Here is an 18,438-nt window from a genome sequence, read left to right as displayed (position 1 = left end):
CTTGGTCAGAATCCATACCTCAATCCTGCAAAGTGCCATCTGAAAATTAATGATCAAGCCCATATCTGTCAAGGTGTGGGCATTTTGACGCTTACTCTTTAAATACTTCTTTTTCAAGATTCTCTAAAACTTGAGGTATCTGCCAAGATTCTTTTCTAGAAGTGATCTCATCATAATTCAAGTATCTTCTAGCCCATTTATCTTTATTTTTTTCTTGAAGTACCAGCGTTCTGTCAGGAATGTCATCCTGAATCAATCGAACTGCACCACCAAGCTCTCTCTTACTGTTGTAATAACCCATCAATGTCCAGTACGTATCAATATAATTTTTATATATTGGATCTTCTTTAAACCTCTCTGCTGTCTGAAGTAGTACTGCGTAAACCCTCAAGATTGTCGTTTTCATAGATGTATACGGAGAACTCACCCCTAAATAAAGTCTAAACGGAAACGTCTCTAAATCACGTTCACGAGCAAAATAAGAATCTTCTGCATCATGTCCACTAGGTGGAAACTGATTATAATTTTCTCTGGCATACAATGCTTTTATTTGACTATCTGCATTCTTTATCGTTGCTGTTGACGCTATATATTTAGGTTTAATCACTTTATCATTCACTGTCGCCTTACATAACTCTTCTACTGCCATTTCATAATTTCCATAAATGGTTCCCAGCGGTCCAGTAATGAGATGTAATTCATCTTGAAGAATTAATTCTGGCGGATAAAAAGGTTTTGCCAATTTTTGCTTTTGCTCTAAAAGATGGCCTCTGTAAGAACATTCTTTAATCAGTTCGTGATCAGTGGATAAAAAATTACCACACTCTTCACATTCAACACTTCTCTTGCCAAATAGAAGATGAACTCGTTCTTCAAAGGTAATTCGAGCAAATTTATCTACTGTCCCAATAATAACGGTTGGTGTTTTGCTGTAGATATCTTCATCAATTAAATACACTGGTATTGATCTTTTATTAAAAAAACATTTTTCCGATGCACAGTAAATTTTAAAGTATCTATCCTCAACATTAATGTCGTAGGAAGTTTTTTTATCTAAATCCTTTCCACAACATGGACATTTTAAAATTTGTGACTTAAGGCCTTTTTTCTTGAATTCTATTTGATTTTGCTTGTTAAATTCCGACACTTTTAAATCTTTATACTGGTTAATCGTTACACTGCTACCCACCCAAAAACCTATTGAATATTCCTTATTCCCCAAAAGTTCTGGATTACTCATGCGTATCATTTCACAAGCCGAAATCAATTTAAGCATTCTGTCTCTTTGCTGAGTCGTTAAAAGGCGTAATGTGTATCTAACAATTACAGTAACCCCACCATCTTTATCGTAGTCTTCGCAATCTTTACGCGTTAAACGTCTATAAGCCATTAAAAATGCTATAATTCCTAAATAAGCTTCAGTCTTACCACCACCTGTTGGAAAATACAAAAGGTCTAGAATCTCACGATCAGAAGTATCCGGTTTAACAATCCCCTTAAAATTCAATAAGATAAATCCAATTTGGAATGGTCGCCAAAACGAATGATCTGTCATATAATCTTCTAAACATTTTTCTTCATCCTTGGATTTAGAAAAATTAGCCATACTTCTCGACAAGTGCATCACGTGATTCATAAAAATAAAAGCCTGAAAAGATTCTTCATCTTTTTGAATCAATTCTAGTCCTTCAATCATTCTGTCTAAATTCATGTAACATCTGTTTATTTTTTCTCTGCCAACAGATTGATAGTCTTCATCCTTCATATATTCATGGGACTCTAAACGACTAACCCAAAGTGCATAGTCTCCTAGGATACTTTGAAGTTTATCAATAATCATATCTTTGTTTTCTGATTTTGAGAATTCAAGCATTGAAAAATAGTCTTTAAATTTTTCTAAATCCGCGTCCATCCCATTGATTTCTTTTTCAGGCAAAAAATCAGTTTTGATATTTTTTACGCAATTGCCCACAACATCTTTCCAAACAGTAGCACAACCATAGCCTCTTGAAAAAATAGGCTTTCTATTATAAAAATAATCCTCTTCTTCCTGTTTTCCATAAGCAATATTTTCAGATACAAACACTTCTTCATCACTTGTGATTTCTAATTCCACTTGGAAAATATGTTTTTCAACATTATCTTTTACTTGATTACGTCTGTTTTCAATGTAGACTGATATCATTTTATAACCTGTATCAAGTTTATGTACCAACCAAGATAAATAAATATCTCTTTCAATACATTCACCAGCAACATTACTCTTTGATACATCTACTTCTCTTGTAAACTCTTTTTGAAATCTTTTAAAAGAATGCTTTTCATCGATTTCGTTATGTCGGTAATCTGCCCACTTCAATAGTGCAGAAATATGCTTTACTTCATTAGCTACAAAGACTTTTATCCCTGCTGAACTTTGCTTGTTTTTACTCACATAAAGTGTGTCATCATTTTCTAATTCGTCTGTGAGATCGTCTTCATTACTTTCTTTTTTATTTTCAGAAAAATCAACTTCTTTGTCCACAAGAAAGGTGTAATTGTCATTAGCAGGGGAAAGTCTCCCCATGATATAGCTTGTTGTAGGACTTTCCATAATTTCTTCATCAATATCATAAGGCCCAATAAGGTCTTGGCGTAAACTATCAACAAACTTTTGTCTCAAATCTTTATACGTATGCCGCATATCCTTACCTCCACATCTTATTTATGGTGAACTACCCCATTAAGCTGATTACCATTTCTCCTCCAAATCTATCAAAGGAAAACAATTTGCTTTCTTGTAGCATTTCTAAATCTATGTTGTACTTGAATGGAAACATTACTTCATCGCTTGTTAACTCATCAATTGACAAATACAGTTTCTTTTTTAGATGGATTAAAGTAGCCACAATCAAAATAACTGCTTCTGAATCTTTCACTTCATATTTTTTAGATTTATATATTCCGGTTTTAACGGACTCTAAGACATTAATATCCTTCATCGTCTTTATATTCTTTGGAATGGCATGTACCAAGGTTGTTCTTTCACCCCATGAATCCAGCATTTTTTCCTTTATCACTTTAGAAGTCAATTCTAGCTGCATATCATCTAGCTTGCCTACCGTTGAAGCAATATCCTTAAAAACGCTGTAAGATATCAGCATCATACACCAATTTGCAACAAGTTTTGTTGTTTCACTGCTCTTAGTCACTATCTTACGTGCATATGCTTTAATACTCTTATTATCATCAGTATCTAGCAACCAAATATTGGTTAGAATATTCACTGTCTTATTTATATTGGTTTTATCTTGAATATAAAATGAAATATGATCCTGTAATGCCTCTTTTATAAGACTCGTATCATCTTCTGTATTCATCAGCTCTATCACTTTATTTAAGTATTCTAGTGTAATATTCCTAGACATTCCAACTTGTTTACTCATTTGATTTATCTCCTTTAACCCTGATAAAGGGAACAATGACTTCCTCAACACTTATACCACCATGAGACATAATCGTATCCCCTTGATAAGCAAGTGCCTCTTCATCTTCGCAAATTAAATAATTGTACTCTTTAGGTAGATAATAACCAGGATATTCTCTTAAATGGTACATCTCTTTTAAAGATTCTTTTGAAGCATAATCTTTTAAAATCATCATCCGCTGAGATTTTGTTTCGACTTCTACCCCTGTTCCTTTTGGTTTTCCGATACCTAACGCTTCCTTATTGCCATGATCTGAAGTAACAAACACTTCAAACCCTTGATTTATCAATCTCTTGATAAGTGTATCTAACTTTTTAGTCTTTGCCATTCTTTCAATTCCATCAAAGTGACCAGATAGACCTTGTAACTGACTATGAACTAAATCATCAATTTCATTAATAATCGTACAAATAAAAAAATCTTTATAACCAATATCAAAATCAAATCCTCTAAAAAAAGCAACGGATTCATGAGCACTTAATGCTTCTTCTGCTTTCGATGTGAACTGCTTCTTCTCATTGGCTAAACTAAATGGCTTTTCATGCTCAATAGGTAATAATCCCGACAACAAACACTGACGAGAAATTGACGTTATCGTTGGTACCATGGCATACATAAAATTCAAATCTGCTTCAACATCTATATGCTTTTCAATTATCATCCAATCACTTATTGACATGCCATCCATTACAATCATAGCAGTCTTTTCCTTTTGCATTAACAAATAATCCATGACTTTAGATATGATTACAGGACCATTAAAATAGGATTTTCCGGATAATTGTCCAAATTGGTTCATGATGAATTCATTCAATTTTCTAGAGACTCTATTTTCAATTTCAGAGTTTTTAACCCCAAACTTGGTTGACATGATATTTCTTTTTGCCTTTAAGTAGGCAATTTTAAACCAGGCACTGTAATCCATATCATCTCTCAATATAGATATCATTTTTTCATCTATTTGCTCAATATACGTCTTTATATATGGGAACTCAAAAATTGTATTTTCAATAAAATCCTTTGTTTCTGCTTCAGAAGTTAAGTCATGATATAAATCATCACAAGCTATTGCCAGCAAATCGAATTCTATTTTTTTTGCATTTTCTAAAACATAGCTGTTTAGTCTTGGGAAGATGACAGAATAATTTAGTTCACAAACCTTAAAATAGTTGTATATATCATATGGGACATAGATCTCCTTGTTAACCATAACAAATACTTTTTCATTAGGATTTTTTTTAATTTCACTTTCAAAAATAAAACGAAAGTTTTCAACATCTTCATATTTAATCAATCGAAACCCGTAAGCCTTTAATTCTGCGTCAAGATTTGCCTTGCCAAGTATATCTGCAAAGTCTTTCACTAGAATTAATCGCTCAAATTCTAAAGATAAAATTTCACGCATCAAATTAAAAAACATCATTATTTCACCAATTCAGCCATAAAAACAGGTTTTAGAACAGGTATGACTTTCTTTCTTTTTTCATACTCTTTTTGAATTTTTCTCTGTTCTATGTCAAGGGATTTTAATTTTGAGTTCCTAATATTATCAATCCCTATTTTAATAGCTGCCTCTTTTCTTATTTCTATAGCATATTTATATTTTCTGAAGTCATCTTCGATTTTTGATTCATACTTAGTCTTCATTCCCATGAAAACATCGAAGGATAATTTTTGGGAAATCTCTTTAATTTTTTCAAAGATTTCATTTTCAATATAATCAGATCCTTCAACAGCTATATTCATGGTGTTTTTAAACAGTTCGTCCCAAATTCTCTTACCTGACATCGGTCTTAAAACCATCGATTTTGTAACAAATACAGGAATAAACTGTCTGTATTGCATTTCATTATTTATAGACAATTCCCATAGTGAAAAATATCCATCTTCGTTTGGAAAATCCTTGATTGAGATAATAGGGACTTTATCCATTTCACACCACTGTATGTCACTTCTTAAATGCCCCGCAATTATTGGATCTTTAAGACTTAATTTTCTATAATCTTGTTTTTGATTTTTCCACTTTGAATAATAACTTATGATTTTTTCTAATGTAGATTCTAAATCAAAATAATTATCCGTATAAATCTGTTCTTGTAAATCCTTTTCTTCTCGCATGATATCTTTGTACTGATTTTGAAACTTAATTTGTTCCTTCAGGTCCGCTTCAAGTTTATTGGCATGATGTTCGATAAATTTGGGATTTTGAATGGACTGAATATAAACTTCTGTAAAATCCATTTCTGCTATTTCATTATCTAATACATCAGACATTTTGTTTACACCTGTTTCTTCCAATATCGTTTCAAGCTTTTCTTCTAGAATTGCTCTTACACGATTTTCTACAGTTCCTGAGTTGACAAAATTATAAATCACAACATCTCTCTTTTGACCAATACGATCAACCCTACCAATCCTCTGTTCTATTTTCATTGGATTCCACGGCAAATCATAATTAATCACTATATTTGAAAACTGTAAGTTCAAACCTTCACCACCAGCATCTGTAGAGATTAATATATTCGTAGCTTCTTTAAATTCCTTCAGTACTTCATTACGCTGTTCAATATCCATACTTCCATTGAGAATAGAAATGGAATAACCTTTTGTATGCAAAAAAAGTCTTAAATACTTTTGTGTCTCTACAAACTCTGTAAAAACAATTACTTTCATAGCTGCGTCAGCTTCAAAAATTTTGTCGATGTGGTCTAGTAATATTTCAGCTTTTGCATCTAAAGACTGGTATTCTGCTTGCTTTGCAATTTCCAAGATTTCTTTTAAATCCACTAACTCTTTCTTTAGATTTAAAGACACCACTTCCAAAGCTTCATCCATATTTTCTTCAAAATCAGATTCTACCAAATCATCAAAGGTTAAACTATGCACTTTACTTTGCTGGTTTTCTAAGATTTCTATTCTTCGTACCATACTATCTTTTATAGCAGCAGTACTACTGGTTGCTAATCTTTGCATCAAGACCATTAAAAAACCAATATACTGCTTTTTCTCTTTAACGGCTCGATTATAGCCATTTTTTACGTATTCGGTTACTTTTTCATATAAAGCCTTTTGGTTGCTATGCTTTTCTTGCCACTCTACTTCAATCACTTTTGTCATTCTTTCTTTAAAAAGCTTGTTGCCCTTGTTGTCAATGGCTTCTCTCTTTTCTGTTCGAATAACATAGCGCGTAACTTGTTCCTTAACCAAAGATTTGAAGTTTGGAAAGGCTTCCTTATCTAATAATCCTAGTAATCTTAAAAAGGGTTCTGTTTTTCCGGAATGGGGTGTCGCTGTTAAGAGCAACATGTATGGGCTTGATTGGCTTAACATGTTGCCAAGTTTGTATCTTGAAACTTCACTTGAGCTCCCTGCCACACGATGTGCTTCATCAATAATCACCAAGTCCCAGCCACTATTGATTATGGAATATACTCTCTCTTCGTTATACTGCTGAATTCTTTCTTCTGTCCATCCTGCCCGTCTTTCTAAAGGTTTAATAGAATCCATAGGACTAATCACCTGATCAAACTGTCCATAGACATCATCTTTATCTGTGATTTTCTTTATGGTCTCATAATCCGTAGGTAAGATCACATGAAAACGCTCTTCAAATTTCTCTTTCATCTCCATGTCCCATTGGGATACTAAACCTTTTGGACAAACAATCAGTATACGCTTTATGAGTCCTCTTGCTTTTAACTCCCGTATGATCAATCCTGCTTCTATTGTTTTACCAAGTCCAACTTCATCTGCAAGAACATATCTTATTTTCGAATCTGACAAAGCTCTTTTCAATACGTATAACTGGTGTGGCAAAGGAATAATCCCATGGGTCAATGAGCTGATAAATCCTTGAGATGTTTCATTTAAAAGCTTTGTAAGGTAGATTTTATACTTTACATAGTTTTCATCGATATTTCCCTCAGCAAATTCTATCAAATCATCTTTACCAATAAACTCTATGGAATTTTTTAATGGGTTATAGACTTTATAAGCAATATGACCCCAAGTATCAAAAACTTCAAGCACTTGTAATCGATCTCCATTGTCTTTATTCCTTAACCATTCACCAATTTTATACATATGAAATCCCTCAAATCCTTTTATTCTACTCTACTTAAACTAATATCATAGTACATCAGTAATTTGTCATCTTCTTGAATAACCTTATCCGGAAGACGATCAGCGGTTTTTACAATCAAATTATAATTTTTCTCTTTCCATAGTTTTGCGAAACCAGCTCTCACAGCTTCCGTTCTAAACTTTTTGAGTTTACCTTTGCTGTTTAAATACTCTTCAAATTCTTTAACCAGTCTTTTCTCTCGAAGTTTCATAACATCTGCTGCTTTTGTTGTGTCAGGGATATACCACTTTCCATTCTCATCTTTTAAAAAGTTATCCTCCAGTAATACGGCTAATTCCGGTAATAATTCGTGCTTTTCTATTGATCGAATTTCTTTCATAAATTTCGGCTGAATTTCTGCATAAGTTTGTGGCGTATTCAATTGTTGATAAAGCCACGCGATAGCAGTTTTTTCATCATTCACAAATAAAACCATTTGCATGAATTCAACGTCCATTTTAAGTCTTGCATGATCATATTCATTGACTTGATCTTGAAGAAAATACATTCCGTCGCGTTTCAAGAATTTTTCATCAAGACCTCGATAAAAATCTGCAGCATCTAATGGGACAGAAATGTTATTTACTAAATGATATGAAACCATCCGATCAAACAATAAAAAAGCTTGTCTTTCAGCGATAACTTCAACACAATTATTGACAACAACTACCCTTGGTAAGTTTTCTAAGTGCTGCCTGATAAACATCCAAACTGTATTTTCATTGCCAGCATTTTTCAAAAAATCATTCTTGAAATAATCCTTTGGTTTATAAGCTGAAATAACTAAATCTTGCTTCACTGAAGATGTATAAATCATCTGTTTTGTTGTACCTTTTTTCTTGTCAAGTGTTCTCACATCTGCAATTATAAAACCTGAAGATGTTACTGCAGAATGAATTATATTCCAAATAGCATTTTTAGAATTATGAAACTCTATTGTAATCCATCTACTAGGTTTTAGGGCCTTATACATATTCGATAGGCTTTCTCTCATTAGTTTTTTATAAATTTCATTGTCTTTATTTTGTGTATAACTAACTATTGTTTCGTTTTTTATGTTTTCTATCACTTTGAGCCAAGAATCAGTTAAATGGTTTAATTCTGAATAGATTAGGTTATCTCCAAAAGGAGGATCTATAAAAATATAATCAATTGAATTTTCAGGCAGCCTTAAATCTGTTGTAGATTGTGTAGTAATTCTTACGTTGTCATTAACTTGAAATAAATGTGAATTAGTTGAGAAAGCTTTTACCCATTTGTCTAATCGATCTCTAATATTAGAAATTACATTTATTTCTCCAAAAATAGAGGACATATACAAAGTGCCTGAAAGTGGTCCTACATTTTTTTCTTTATGTTGTGCCATATAACGAACCATACGTGTTGTTCTATTAAAGCACGCAGTACAAATGAACATAAGATCATTTCTAATTGATACATTTTTCTCTTCTTTAATTCTTTCAAATAGATAACCATAAATAATTAACGTTCTTTTGGTCATAAAATCATCAATATACTTTATGCCTTTATGATAGCCTGCACGATAATAATCTCCCCATTGGCCTTTTTTATTCATCATTAAATTATGAGGATACCAATACTCAAAATGCATCTGATTTACTTTATCAATTAGTATGTAGATATCTTCATTAGGGATTTCTTCATATCGTTTTCCATTCTTTTTATAATTCACTAATACAGGAATATATTTAGGGATTGTTCTCACTTCGCCATTATCATCAACTAAATTATTTTCATTTTCACAGGCTGGGATATCAAGAATAATTCCACAATGTCTACACTTAGGTTCCTTAACAACACTGCCAATTGCCGAATTAAAATCGTATATTATGGTTCTGTCCCACACACTAAAATCACTGCCACAGTTAGAGCACAGTTTCTTTTTAGACCATACAATATAGTTGATTATTTTATCTTCACCGAAACTATACATCCATCCATATTTTTTTTCACAATCATTTAGAATTTCTTGCATTTTTTCGTATGTTGCCAATACATCTTTTTTTTGGTTATAGCAACTGGAAATAAACGTTGCTGTAGGGGACAAATCAGAAAGTATCACCTTTCTTTCCCCTAGCTTTTCTATTTCATCTTTTGAAAATCCTTCTCTAGTAGCAGCTAAACTATCCATATCACATAATTGGGCAGCAACGCCCGTCATACCAGTTCCACAAAAACCATCAAATACAATATCACCTGGATTTGTATAATGTAAGATATAGTGCATAATTGCTTTATACGGAACTTTCGTGGGGTATGCGTGTAGTTTATATAAAGGTGCATACTTTCCTTCACTAATATCTATTGCAAAAGGTTCGCTATGATAGTCATCCGTTTCTTCATCATAAGGTTTTCCAAATTCTTTTATAAAATCTTCAATAAATGGATTTGGACACGCCGTATAATAAGGTGGGTTGGATAGGGCGATGATGTCTTCATCGCTCCCAATCGGAAACCCTTCAAAATGTCTAACCTTATCAATATCTTCTTTGGTTAGCTTTGTATTCTCACGGTCTTTAATACTCATCTGTTGTATCCTCCTCGGCAATCTTATACGTATATGAATCTTCATCTTGTTTCATAATGACTCTAAGTTTAGAGATATCCATACCTTTAATTCTTGCATCTATAATGTCATTAATCTTCTTCTTTAAATCCTCTACAGTCGACGGACCAACTTTTAATAATTCTTGTGTGATGTCTTCAACTTTGATGGTTACTTTGTGAAGCTCTGAAAACAACAAATTAAATGCGCCAACAAAAGCTACATCTATCGTTTCTGGCAATTTCTTTTCAATTAGAAAATCCTCTATAATAGCTTGTTGTTCTTTACTTAATAAAATCTTATTTTCAAGAACAATAGGATCTTCAATATATTGAATTAAAAGCTGTTCCCACTCGTTGAAAATTTCATCTAATTCATTTTCTAAATCGTCCATTTTATCATTGACATTGGTTACTTGGGTAAGATCTTTTAATTTACAATGTTTGCAAATTGGTGATTGCTGTAGTTCTGTGATTTCTAATTCATAACAAATGGTTAATTGATTTAATGCTCTCTCAAAGGCATTTAATCTTCCCAAAGAAAAAACGGTCTCAATATTTTTCAAACGATTTAAACCAACCAACTTACCTGAATCTTTAATTGACGCCAAGCGAACAGCCGATTTATGATTTAATCGCGTTTTTTGATGCTTTTCAATATAAAAATCAATGTACTTATTTTTAATTTCATTAAGTTTACTAAAAATGTTTCTCGATACTTCTTCCGCATCGCGTCCATTTTTAATTTCATCTCTTTGTTCTCTAAATAAATCCTTAGCTTTATCAATCTCTTCAAAAAATTGCATTGGTAATTCAAGTGTCTCAAAAGTACTTATATAATTGACTAACGTTTCACAACGGCTTTTAAGTGTCTCATACTCATTAATCACATGAATTGCTTTTATACATTTGCCAATATCTTCAATTTTATCCATAGATAAATTCATGTTGTTTAATTTAGCAACTGTGTTGTATTTATTTTTAAAATTGCCAAATTCATCTATCACAATGCTTATTTGACTTTCAAATTCATTAGCAAAATGTTGAGGCAGTAGAGGTTCCCCCCATAAATTAAATTCATCATTCAACACGCGTTTTGCTTGAAGTGCTTTTGAAGCCCATTCAGATGTTTTGTCTAGTACTTTATCAAGACCATTTTGGAGTTCTTTTGCATTTACGGCCATACCTGTTGGCAATCCGATGATTTCAAACAATCGCTTAATTTCATCTATGGCAGCTTGTTTAGGTTTGGAAATATACTTAAACTCGAATACATCCATAACCCCTAATTTTGCTGTTATATCCATATTAGATGCAGTCAAAACTGTACCATCTCTAAGGCTTATTGTAATATGGCCTGTATAAACCAACGCTAAAAACACAGGCGTAAAGTACTCTAAGTTTACTTTAAACTTTTTATCTAAACTCACATCGTATACTTCTTCAACAATTTCTGAACGATTGATAACACTCTGTGGCGACAGTCCTGCCATTTGCTTTGCAATATACATGGCGTACTTAGAATTGGTGACATCAATTTTATCCTCTTTGATTAGACCAAAGCTTTCTAAATAATCCGTTACATCTTTTGCTGTTTTTCCAGAAAAGCTTTTAATCACACGTTCTAAAACACCCGCTTTATTTTCTCTTGTGATTTTGGACTTGAATTTTGGAAAATCTGGGTACTTCGCTTCAAAGGCTTCACTCAATGCCATAGAAGAAGCCATATCCACTGCACTTTTTAAATCTGATGACAATCTAGATTTACCTGCGGTGGCTTCAATTAACGTTTTTTTGCTTCCTTTAGAAATAACAGAAAAGCATGTGTTTCGATTATCGTTAAGCCATTTTTGCATTTTCTTTCTGAAGGCATCTGCCTTTTTGGTATAAATATTTTTTGTGTTTTGGTCAGCGGCCAATGTCTTCATTTCTTGTGCTGCGGAATAAAGTCTTAAGTCCGAATAAAAGAGATCATCACTTATAAATTCGAATAAAACTTCATCAGATTCTTTGCTATCAGTATAAGTTGTTTTACCATATGGAGGAATGAAGAAAATATAAAAATCTCTAGGCGGTTGGGCTGTAGACCTTTCCGAAGGCAATCCCATAAATAGGTATCCTTCTCTATACACATTGTGAGTATCCCAATTCAATGTATACTCATAGATTTCAAAATTTGGAACACATGATTCTACATCCCACTCTAGTGCGTCATGCACCAATTTGTAATAGTATCTATTGAATTCATAATCATCCATCATATCTGCTTTTTGCTCGATTTTCGCATCATAATCAATATCTTTTTTTAGATCCAAAAAGTATTGGTTATTATCTGGGTTATGTTCAATGAATTGACCACTTACGAGGGTGATGATATCTTTAAGCACGGTTTGAATCATAGAAATTAAAAATTCGGATTCCATTTCAGGCATGTTTTGAATAAAAAGACATAAGTCATCTTTTAGATTTTCAACGGTTAATCCGATCCGAACATCAATGCCACTTGTAGTCAATCTATGTACACTTAGGGCGTTGATAATTTGCAGAGCCATAGGTTGATATGCTTTTTTGGTAAATGTTTTTGCAATTTTATCTTCTAAAACCGCACTTTTCTCCATGACTTCTTTTATTTCTGCTTCTGCTTTTCTAGCATAGTTATCCTTTATGAAATTCCAATATGAATCAAAAGAGATAACACCAGGCGCTTCTTCAGGTACTTCTTGATCTAATAACCTTTTCACTGTTAAGGAGATGGTTTTTAACACTTCTCTTTTTTCAGCAATATAAACTCTATTAAAGATTTCTATATAAGATGGGTGGATTGGAAAAAGCAGCACGTAATCATCAATACGCTCAGACATTTCTGAATAGAGACTACAAAATGGCAATAAATGTTCTCTTACTTTTGCCTTTTGTTCGGGTGTTTTACCAAGAATTCTCTCAGAAACAACATAGGCAGTATCTTCTTTTCTAATGATGACTTGTTCAAATCGATCTTTTACACGATTTAGAGATTTAGAGACAAATGAAAATGCAGGATTATCAAATAATTGCTCCTGAATACCACAAATAAGCCTGAATCTAGAATTCTTGATAAATTCTCCTAATTCTCTAAGGAATCCTAGATCAAGCATCAAATCATGCTCTTTTCTTGTTCTTAAATAATCTAACAACTCATCTATTACAAGTAAATATCCTTTTTCAGGATACTTTTCCTCAAACTTAGACATCATTTCCATCAATGCGGCTTTATTATTTGTAATGCTATCAGCACTTGGAAATGAAAAATTGACACCACGCTGGCTTAAATCATTTTCTAATTCGCTCACAATAATATTTCTCAATGAATTGCTCACAGAACCAATTTCTATTCTCAAAACTTCAAACTTACCCGCAACTCTTTTTGAGTGTTCTGCAAATTTTTTATTTCTTAGATAATCTACATTTTCAGCACTATTAACAATTGAAGAAATCACTGACATTAAATGCGATTTACCTGTACCATAATTACCTACAATTAAGACACCTTTGTTGTCAACCACTTCGTCAAATTGAAGCTCATTAATAATACCCGCATCAAACTTGTCAGCCATTTCATCAGACATAACATAGCTTTCAACTAATCCTTTTGCCCTATCTTTGTCATTTGCATCTTTTAATTGAATAATAGATTCAATAGGGTTAAAATTAATTATTTCTGAATACCTCATTTGTAAATCCTCCTCATTTTATACAAGCAATCCCGTAGTCTTGCAGATCATATCTAACATAATCAGCATAGTTTATTTGAGAGTACTGCAATACATTTCCTTTGATTTCACCTGGCCAGTGGACCAATACCATTTTTGTCCTGGCTAAATTTATAAAGTATTTCAATACATTAAGTTTGTAGCTAGGGTTAAATAGAATGTCAATGTTAACCACCATCAAACTATTTGAATTCAAATTCCTAAAAATATTATCCAGTCCTTTTTGCACTGAATCGTACCTTTTATCTATTGAAATTTCTTTTAGTGTTGAACTTAATTCTAATCCTAAATCAACCGTTGTAACTTCTTCAAAATTGTAAATTTTACATAATTCTACAACCGGAACACACGATATCACTGGTATGTTTTTCATGCGAATCCGTTCAAAATCAACATTATATTTACTATATATTTCTGCCATTTCACACCTGTTTAATTTCTATGATTCGTTGAACGACTTCTAATCGTCTTTTACCGCACTGTTGTTTTAATACGGTCGTAAAATCATCTTCTTTTATCATTTTCGTAGAATTATTAGTGTATAATTTTTTTATTGTGTCAATCATTTCTGTTTCTGTGATGTCATCCGACCAATACAAATCAATGACTTGATTTATGACATCTGCCAACTCTCTTTGAGTTTTATAAAACATTTTAAATTCCATAACACACCTCGTTCCACTCCTACTCATATTTTATCTAAGTATTATTCTATTCTTACTTTATTATTATTGCAAGAGGAACGTTTGTTTTGCTAAAAAATTATCTATCTGCTTTTCTTTACTTTTCATTATAATAAACTAACTGTACCCTTAATCGTACTCCATACTTTTTTATTCTAGGGTTTTTATTTATGATTTTAATACCACTTATTTTCAGTACCCCAATTAATTAGAGTGTATAGTTCAAGGTCCGTCACGTTGACACAGCCCCCGTGACACAGGTAAACTAGCTACGTTATTTCCAATATAGATTGAAAAATCAATTTTCTCCACTGATTCTAAATAATCAAATTTACTATTGTAGGCACACTCCGTAGTTTTGTCACTCCCTACATTATCCATTTTATTCAGCTCATCATCCTGAACAACTCCTTGGCTGGATGCTTCACTATATGCTACTCCTCTATCTTCATCATCTTCTAAATCATTCATTTCACCAATCTGAAGATAATACATATTAGACCTCTGCCCTCCCATCTCATGAAAGCGACTTTCACGCTTTAGAAAACCGGATTCTTCTAAATCATTCAGCGCTCTTTGAACGGTCCTCGTGCTCATATGACATTCATTTGCTATGGTTTTAACCCCTGGAAAACAGGTGTTTTCTTGATCTGCTCTATTGATGAGATAAAAAGCCACAAGCGTGGCTCTCTGCGTCAATTCAAGTTTGTATACCCTTTCTATTAAAAGACTTTTATTGTTCATCTCAGGCCTCCTCAGTTCGGTTTACAAATGGTTTTATGATTGCTTCCCATAGTTCATCATTAACTTCAGAATCAAAATAATCCGGTGTATAATTCGAAAAGTAAATACTTCTATCCTGCTTTTTTATCCTGCTCTTATCAAATTCAGCCACCAGCGAAAATACTTTGTATATCAATTTTTCATCAAGCAAGCTTTCAATACTTTGAATGTCATTTGATTCATAAGGCTTTCCTGTTGCACAAATAATAGCTACATCACAACTCTTTCGAATGGCAGCAATGATCTTGTTGTTCACCACACCCATATCATAGATGATAAAATCAAATTCATCATGGCACACTGAATGTAGATTTAAGTATTTCACACCATTATTAAAAATGACGCCATCCTTTTCTCTCATACCCTGATAATATTCTGATAGTTTAATTAAATGATGGTGTTCATTGGCTTCTACATAACAAACCCTCGCGCCAATATACCACAAAAAATTGGCCAAATTAATGGCCATTGTCGTTGTCCCAACTCTATTTTGAACCCCAGTGACTGCAATTTTGATTTCTTTTTTTATAAATGATCGGTTTGCCTTTATATAATTCGTTTTTATTTCATCTTTCATAAACTTTGATTGTATCTCACGCTTGCTAATGCCTAAGTTACTAATTGCCTTCAATATTTCCATTTTTAACAGGGTCACATCAGATGCGGTAAGTATATTGTATATTCCTGTATTTATTAGTTCATGGATCAGTTGTTCGTATTTTTTGATGTCTTCCATATAAAAGATTAGTCTGGATGAATGAAGCTTCTTAAAAGCGTTTACAGCTTCAATAATCTCTGTGTCTACATCTTTTAGAGCGTTCACATCAACAGCCATATACCTATAATGCTCTAGACTACGCATATCTTGAATGACAAACTGCTTCATAGAAAAATGTCCTGATAATTTCTTAATGATGATGCCATGCTCGTTTTCTAGAAAGTCGAACAGATTGACATTTTCGTTACTCGTTAGGTATAGAAGCATCTCTCACTCCCCCTTCCTGCTCTACCTGAAAATCTTGAGGCACGATGATGATTCTTTCTCTTGGCTTATAAGCGAATAACATGATGACACCTATTACGACCAAGACAATGTAAATGATTAGTTCAATGACCATTTTCTTTTTCAAGGCTCTCACACTCCTATCTTCCTCCGGCTTTGCCCATAAACTTAAACTTGTAATCAGGAATTTGAAAATTCACATGTAATCGTTTAGAACCAATCATCACAAGGGCATTGCCCCTTTTCTTTTGAGCCAGTAATTGTTCTTCAGCGTCTGTTAAATTATATAGCTTTTTCGTTTCAATAAGGTTCATCCCATCACAGCCCATAAGGATTTTATAAGCTGGTATATCTAATAATGCCTGTCCGTAAAGTTTTATCTTTGGATCTAGAAAGTCCACTACCGAATGAGAGATGATGGCTATGCCAGCTTCATACTTTCTTGCTCGTTTTTCAACGTTTCTAAGAAAAACCAAGGATTGAGGTACATTTGGATCAATCATTAAATAACTTTCATCACAAATTAAAAGTACCGGCTCTGTACGGTCTTTGCTCATTTGTTGCCAACACCAGGTTAAAATATTAAAATACTGTGTTCTTTTAATGTTGTCACTGGTATTTTGAAGATCATGGGTATCTAAGCAGATGCATCTTGTATTGGTCTTTATAGAGCTTTTTCCATTCCATAAAAAAGCGTCACTGCCAAGAGCAATATCTTGAAGCAACAACGCCAATTCTTCATATTCATTATTAGGTGTTTTCTTGTTTCTTTCTTCATCACTCTTTTTCTTAAGTAGCTCATGCAAATCACTGAAAATAGGAAAATCATCATTAGTGAGATTATTGATGTCAGTATCCCATGTAATGTTAAAGCTATGGTAGAGCTCAATAAGCACATTTTTCAAAATCGCCTTTTGTTTATCGGTTAATGATGGCAAATAAAGACTAAAGAAAATCTCAAGATTTTTCATGTAAATGGCCATGTCTCCCATGCCATTGCCTTCATCCTTGTAATAAGGATCTTCTTCATCCACTGGGGTCGGTCTAATTTGAAGTGGATTGATTTTACCATTGATACCGCCACCAGTGTTAATCCAGTCGCCATTTAATGCTTTTGTGAGCTCCTTATACTCTGACTCCGGATCGACAAAAATGATTTTAGTACCTTTCATGTACTCAGAAAGTGCAATATGTTTAACGACGGTACTCTTGCCAACCCCCGCAACACCCATGATGGTAAAGTTGGTATTGGTCCTGTCATTTCCACGTTTCCACAGATCAAGAACCACAAGTCCACCTGTGTTATCTCTTCCAAAATAGTAGCCTGTACCATCATTATATCCACTTGATGAAAAAGGAAAACCCCCGACAAAACTACTCATTGGAATAACGCGTTTTAACACTTCACCAATGGATTCATCGAGGGTATAGTATGGGGATGTTGTTTTAAAAGCCTGTTCTTGCAAGTTAGCCATGATTCTTGTCTTGCACTTGTTTGTGGCAATCACACTTTCGGTCTTACGACAAATCTTTTGAAAATTTGATTCTTCTCTTGCTATAGCCATGATGGATATAATCATGGTGCCTACCGTTTCCCCTTCTCTATCAATTTGTAGCATAATTTTTTCACCATCCACAGCGGCTCTTTCTGCTCTTTGTCTAACGAGGGGATCTTTCGCTGTTTCTGCTGCACTTCTATTTTGAATAATGCTCTTGGATACCCCTGAGATAAACTCCCCATTATCTATGGGAACAAAGGTGATGCTCACCACGGTTCCAGGGATATTAGTGATTTTAGCAAGCCAACCATAGTCTACTTTTTGTGGGTATTTAACGATGCCGTAAATTCTTCCTGTGTTTTCACCTATTATAAGGCTGTTTCTTTTTATTTCTAAGCCTATAGGGGTGATAATGTTTAGTAGGGCGTTGTTAGTCGTCGTTTGATTATTCTGTAACTTTTTCATTCAAAATTCCTCCTCACTAAAACTCGTGGTCACGGGGCTATAAGCCCCGAAACTACGGTATTTTTTGTTCGAGTATATGTACTCGAACAGCTTACTTTGTG

12 protein-coding genes are annotated in these 18,438 nt (G+C 33.3%); all 12 read right to left on the bottom strand.

The window, feature by feature from the left end; translation table 11 throughout:
* Positions 1-91: 91 nt before the first annotated feature.
* Positions 92-2,683: a hypothetical protein gene (locus CHB72_RS24350; protein ID WP_089285468.1), complete on the bottom strand. Its 2,592-nt coding sequence runs from the start codon at positions 2,681-2,683 to the stop codon at positions 92-94.
* A gap of 31 nt (positions 2,684-2,714) precedes the next feature.
* The gene (locus tag CHB72_RS24345) at positions 2,715-3,425 is read right to left on the bottom strand and encodes a hypothetical protein (protein ID WP_089285467.1); all 711 of its coding nucleotides are present in this window, start codon (positions 3,423-3,425) and stop codon (positions 2,715-2,717) included.
* Positions 3,418-4,887: a PglZ domain-containing protein gene (locus tag CHB72_RS24340; RefSeq protein ID WP_207652642.1), complete on the bottom strand. Its 1,470-nt coding sequence runs from the start codon at positions 4,885-4,887 to the stop codon at positions 3,418-3,420. Before CHB72_RS24340 ends, CHB72_RS24345 begins: the two co-directional genes overlap by 8 nt.
* Before the next feature lie 2 nt (positions 4,888-4,889).
* Entirely contained in the window at positions 4,890-7,550 is a 2,661-nt protein-coding gene (locus CHB72_RS24335; protein WP_089285465.1) for a DEAD/DEAH box helicase, read from the bottom strand.
* 20 nt (positions 7,551-7,570) lie between these two features.
* Positions 7,571-10,138 carry a DNA methyltransferase gene (locus CHB72_RS24330; RefSeq protein ID WP_089285464.1) on the bottom strand — a complete coding sequence of 856 codons (2,568 nt, stop codon included), beginning with the start codon at positions 10,136-10,138 and terminating at the stop codon, positions 7,571-7,573.
* On the bottom strand, positions 10,128-13,865 hold the full coding sequence (locus tag CHB72_RS24325) for a DUF6079 family protein (RefSeq protein ID WP_089285463.1): 3,738 nt from the start codon (positions 13,863-13,865) through the stop codon (positions 10,128-10,130). Before CHB72_RS24325 ends, CHB72_RS24330 begins: the two co-directional genes overlap by 11 nt.
* 13 nt (positions 13,866-13,878) lie before the next feature.
* Entirely contained in the window at positions 13,879-14,325 is a 447-nt protein-coding gene (brxF, locus tag CHB72_RS24320) for a BREX-3 system P-loop-containing protein BrxF (RefSeq protein ID WP_089285462.1), read from the bottom strand.
* A gap of 1 nt (position 14,326) precedes the next feature.
* Positions 14,327-14,569, bottom strand: coding sequence for a TIGR04540 family protein (locus CHB72_RS24315; protein WP_089285461.1), 243 nt, complete (start codon positions 14,567-14,569; stop codon positions 14,327-14,329).
* A gap of 240 nt (positions 14,570-14,809) precedes the next feature.
* Positions 14,810-15,331, bottom strand: coding sequence for a helix-turn-helix domain-containing protein (locus tag CHB72_RS24310; protein WP_089285460.1), 522 nt, complete (start codon positions 15,329-15,331; stop codon positions 14,810-14,812).
* A 1-nt stretch (position 15,332) separates the two neighbouring features.
* A complete protein-coding gene (locus CHB72_RS24305) occupies positions 15,333-16,355 on the bottom strand; it encodes a hypothetical protein (RefSeq protein WP_089285459.1) in 1,023 nt (340 codons plus the stop codon).
* On the bottom strand, positions 16,333-16,509 hold the full coding sequence (locus CHB72_RS26905; RefSeq protein ID WP_176431593.1) for a hypothetical protein: 177 nt from the start codon (positions 16,507-16,509) through the stop codon (positions 16,333-16,335). The genes CHB72_RS24305 and CHB72_RS26905 overlap by 23 nt, the downstream gene beginning before the upstream one ends.
* A gap of 4 nt (positions 16,510-16,513) precedes the next feature.
* Positions 16,514-18,337, bottom strand: coding sequence for a VirB4 family type IV secretion system protein (locus CHB72_RS24300; RefSeq protein ID WP_089285458.1), 1,824 nt, complete (start codon positions 18,335-18,337; stop codon positions 16,514-16,516).
* Between the last annotated feature and the right edge of the window lie 101 nt (positions 18,338-18,438).

This window comes from Anaerovirgula multivorans (genome assembly GCF_900188145.1).
GTDB classification, from domain to species: Bacteria; Bacillota; Clostridia; order Peptostreptococcales; family Natronincolaceae; genus Anaerovirgula; species Anaerovirgula multivorans.
This window is presented reverse-complemented; position numbering and strand designations above follow the sequence as displayed.

Coding starts and splice junctions, on each gene's coding strand:
- CHB72_RS24330 (WP_089285464.1), bottom strand. CDS start 10,138: ATGAGTATTAAAGACCGTGAGAATACAAAGCTAACCAAAGAAGATATT.
- brxF (WP_089285462.1), bottom strand. CDS start 14,325: ATGGCAGAAATATATAGTAAATATAATGTTGATTTTGAACGGATTCGC.
- CHB72_RS24340 (WP_207652642.1), bottom strand. CDS start 4,887: ATGTTTTTTAATTTGATGCGTGAAATTTTATCTTTAGAATTTGAGCGA.
- CHB72_RS24305 (WP_089285459.1), bottom strand. CDS start 16,355: ATGCTTCTATACCTAACGAGTAACGAAAATGTCAATCTGTTCGACTTT.
- CHB72_RS24325 (WP_089285463.1), bottom strand. CDS start 13,865: ATGAGGTATTCAGAAATAATTAATTTTAACCCTATTGAATCTATTATT.
- CHB72_RS24345 (WP_089285467.1), bottom strand. CDS start 3,425: ATGAGTAAACAAGTTGGAATGTCTAGGAATATTACACTAGAATACTTA.
- CHB72_RS24350 (WP_089285468.1), bottom strand. CDS start 2,683: ATGCGGCATACGTATAAAGATTTGAGACAAAAGTTTGTTGATAGTTTA.
- CHB72_RS24310 (WP_089285460.1), bottom strand. CDS start 15,331: ATGAACAATAAAAGTCTTTTAATAGAAAGGGTATACAAACTTGAATTG.
- CHB72_RS24315 (WP_089285461.1), bottom strand. CDS start 14,569: ATGGAATTTAAAATGTTTTATAAAACTCAAAGAGAGTTGGCAGATGTC.
- CHB72_RS24335 (WP_089285465.1), bottom strand. CDS start 7,550: ATGTATAAAATTGGTGAATGGTTAAGGAATAAAGACAATGGAGATCGA.
- CHB72_RS24300 (WP_089285458.1), bottom strand. CDS start 18,337: ATGAAAAAGTTACAGAATAATCAAACGACGACTAACAACGCCCTACTA.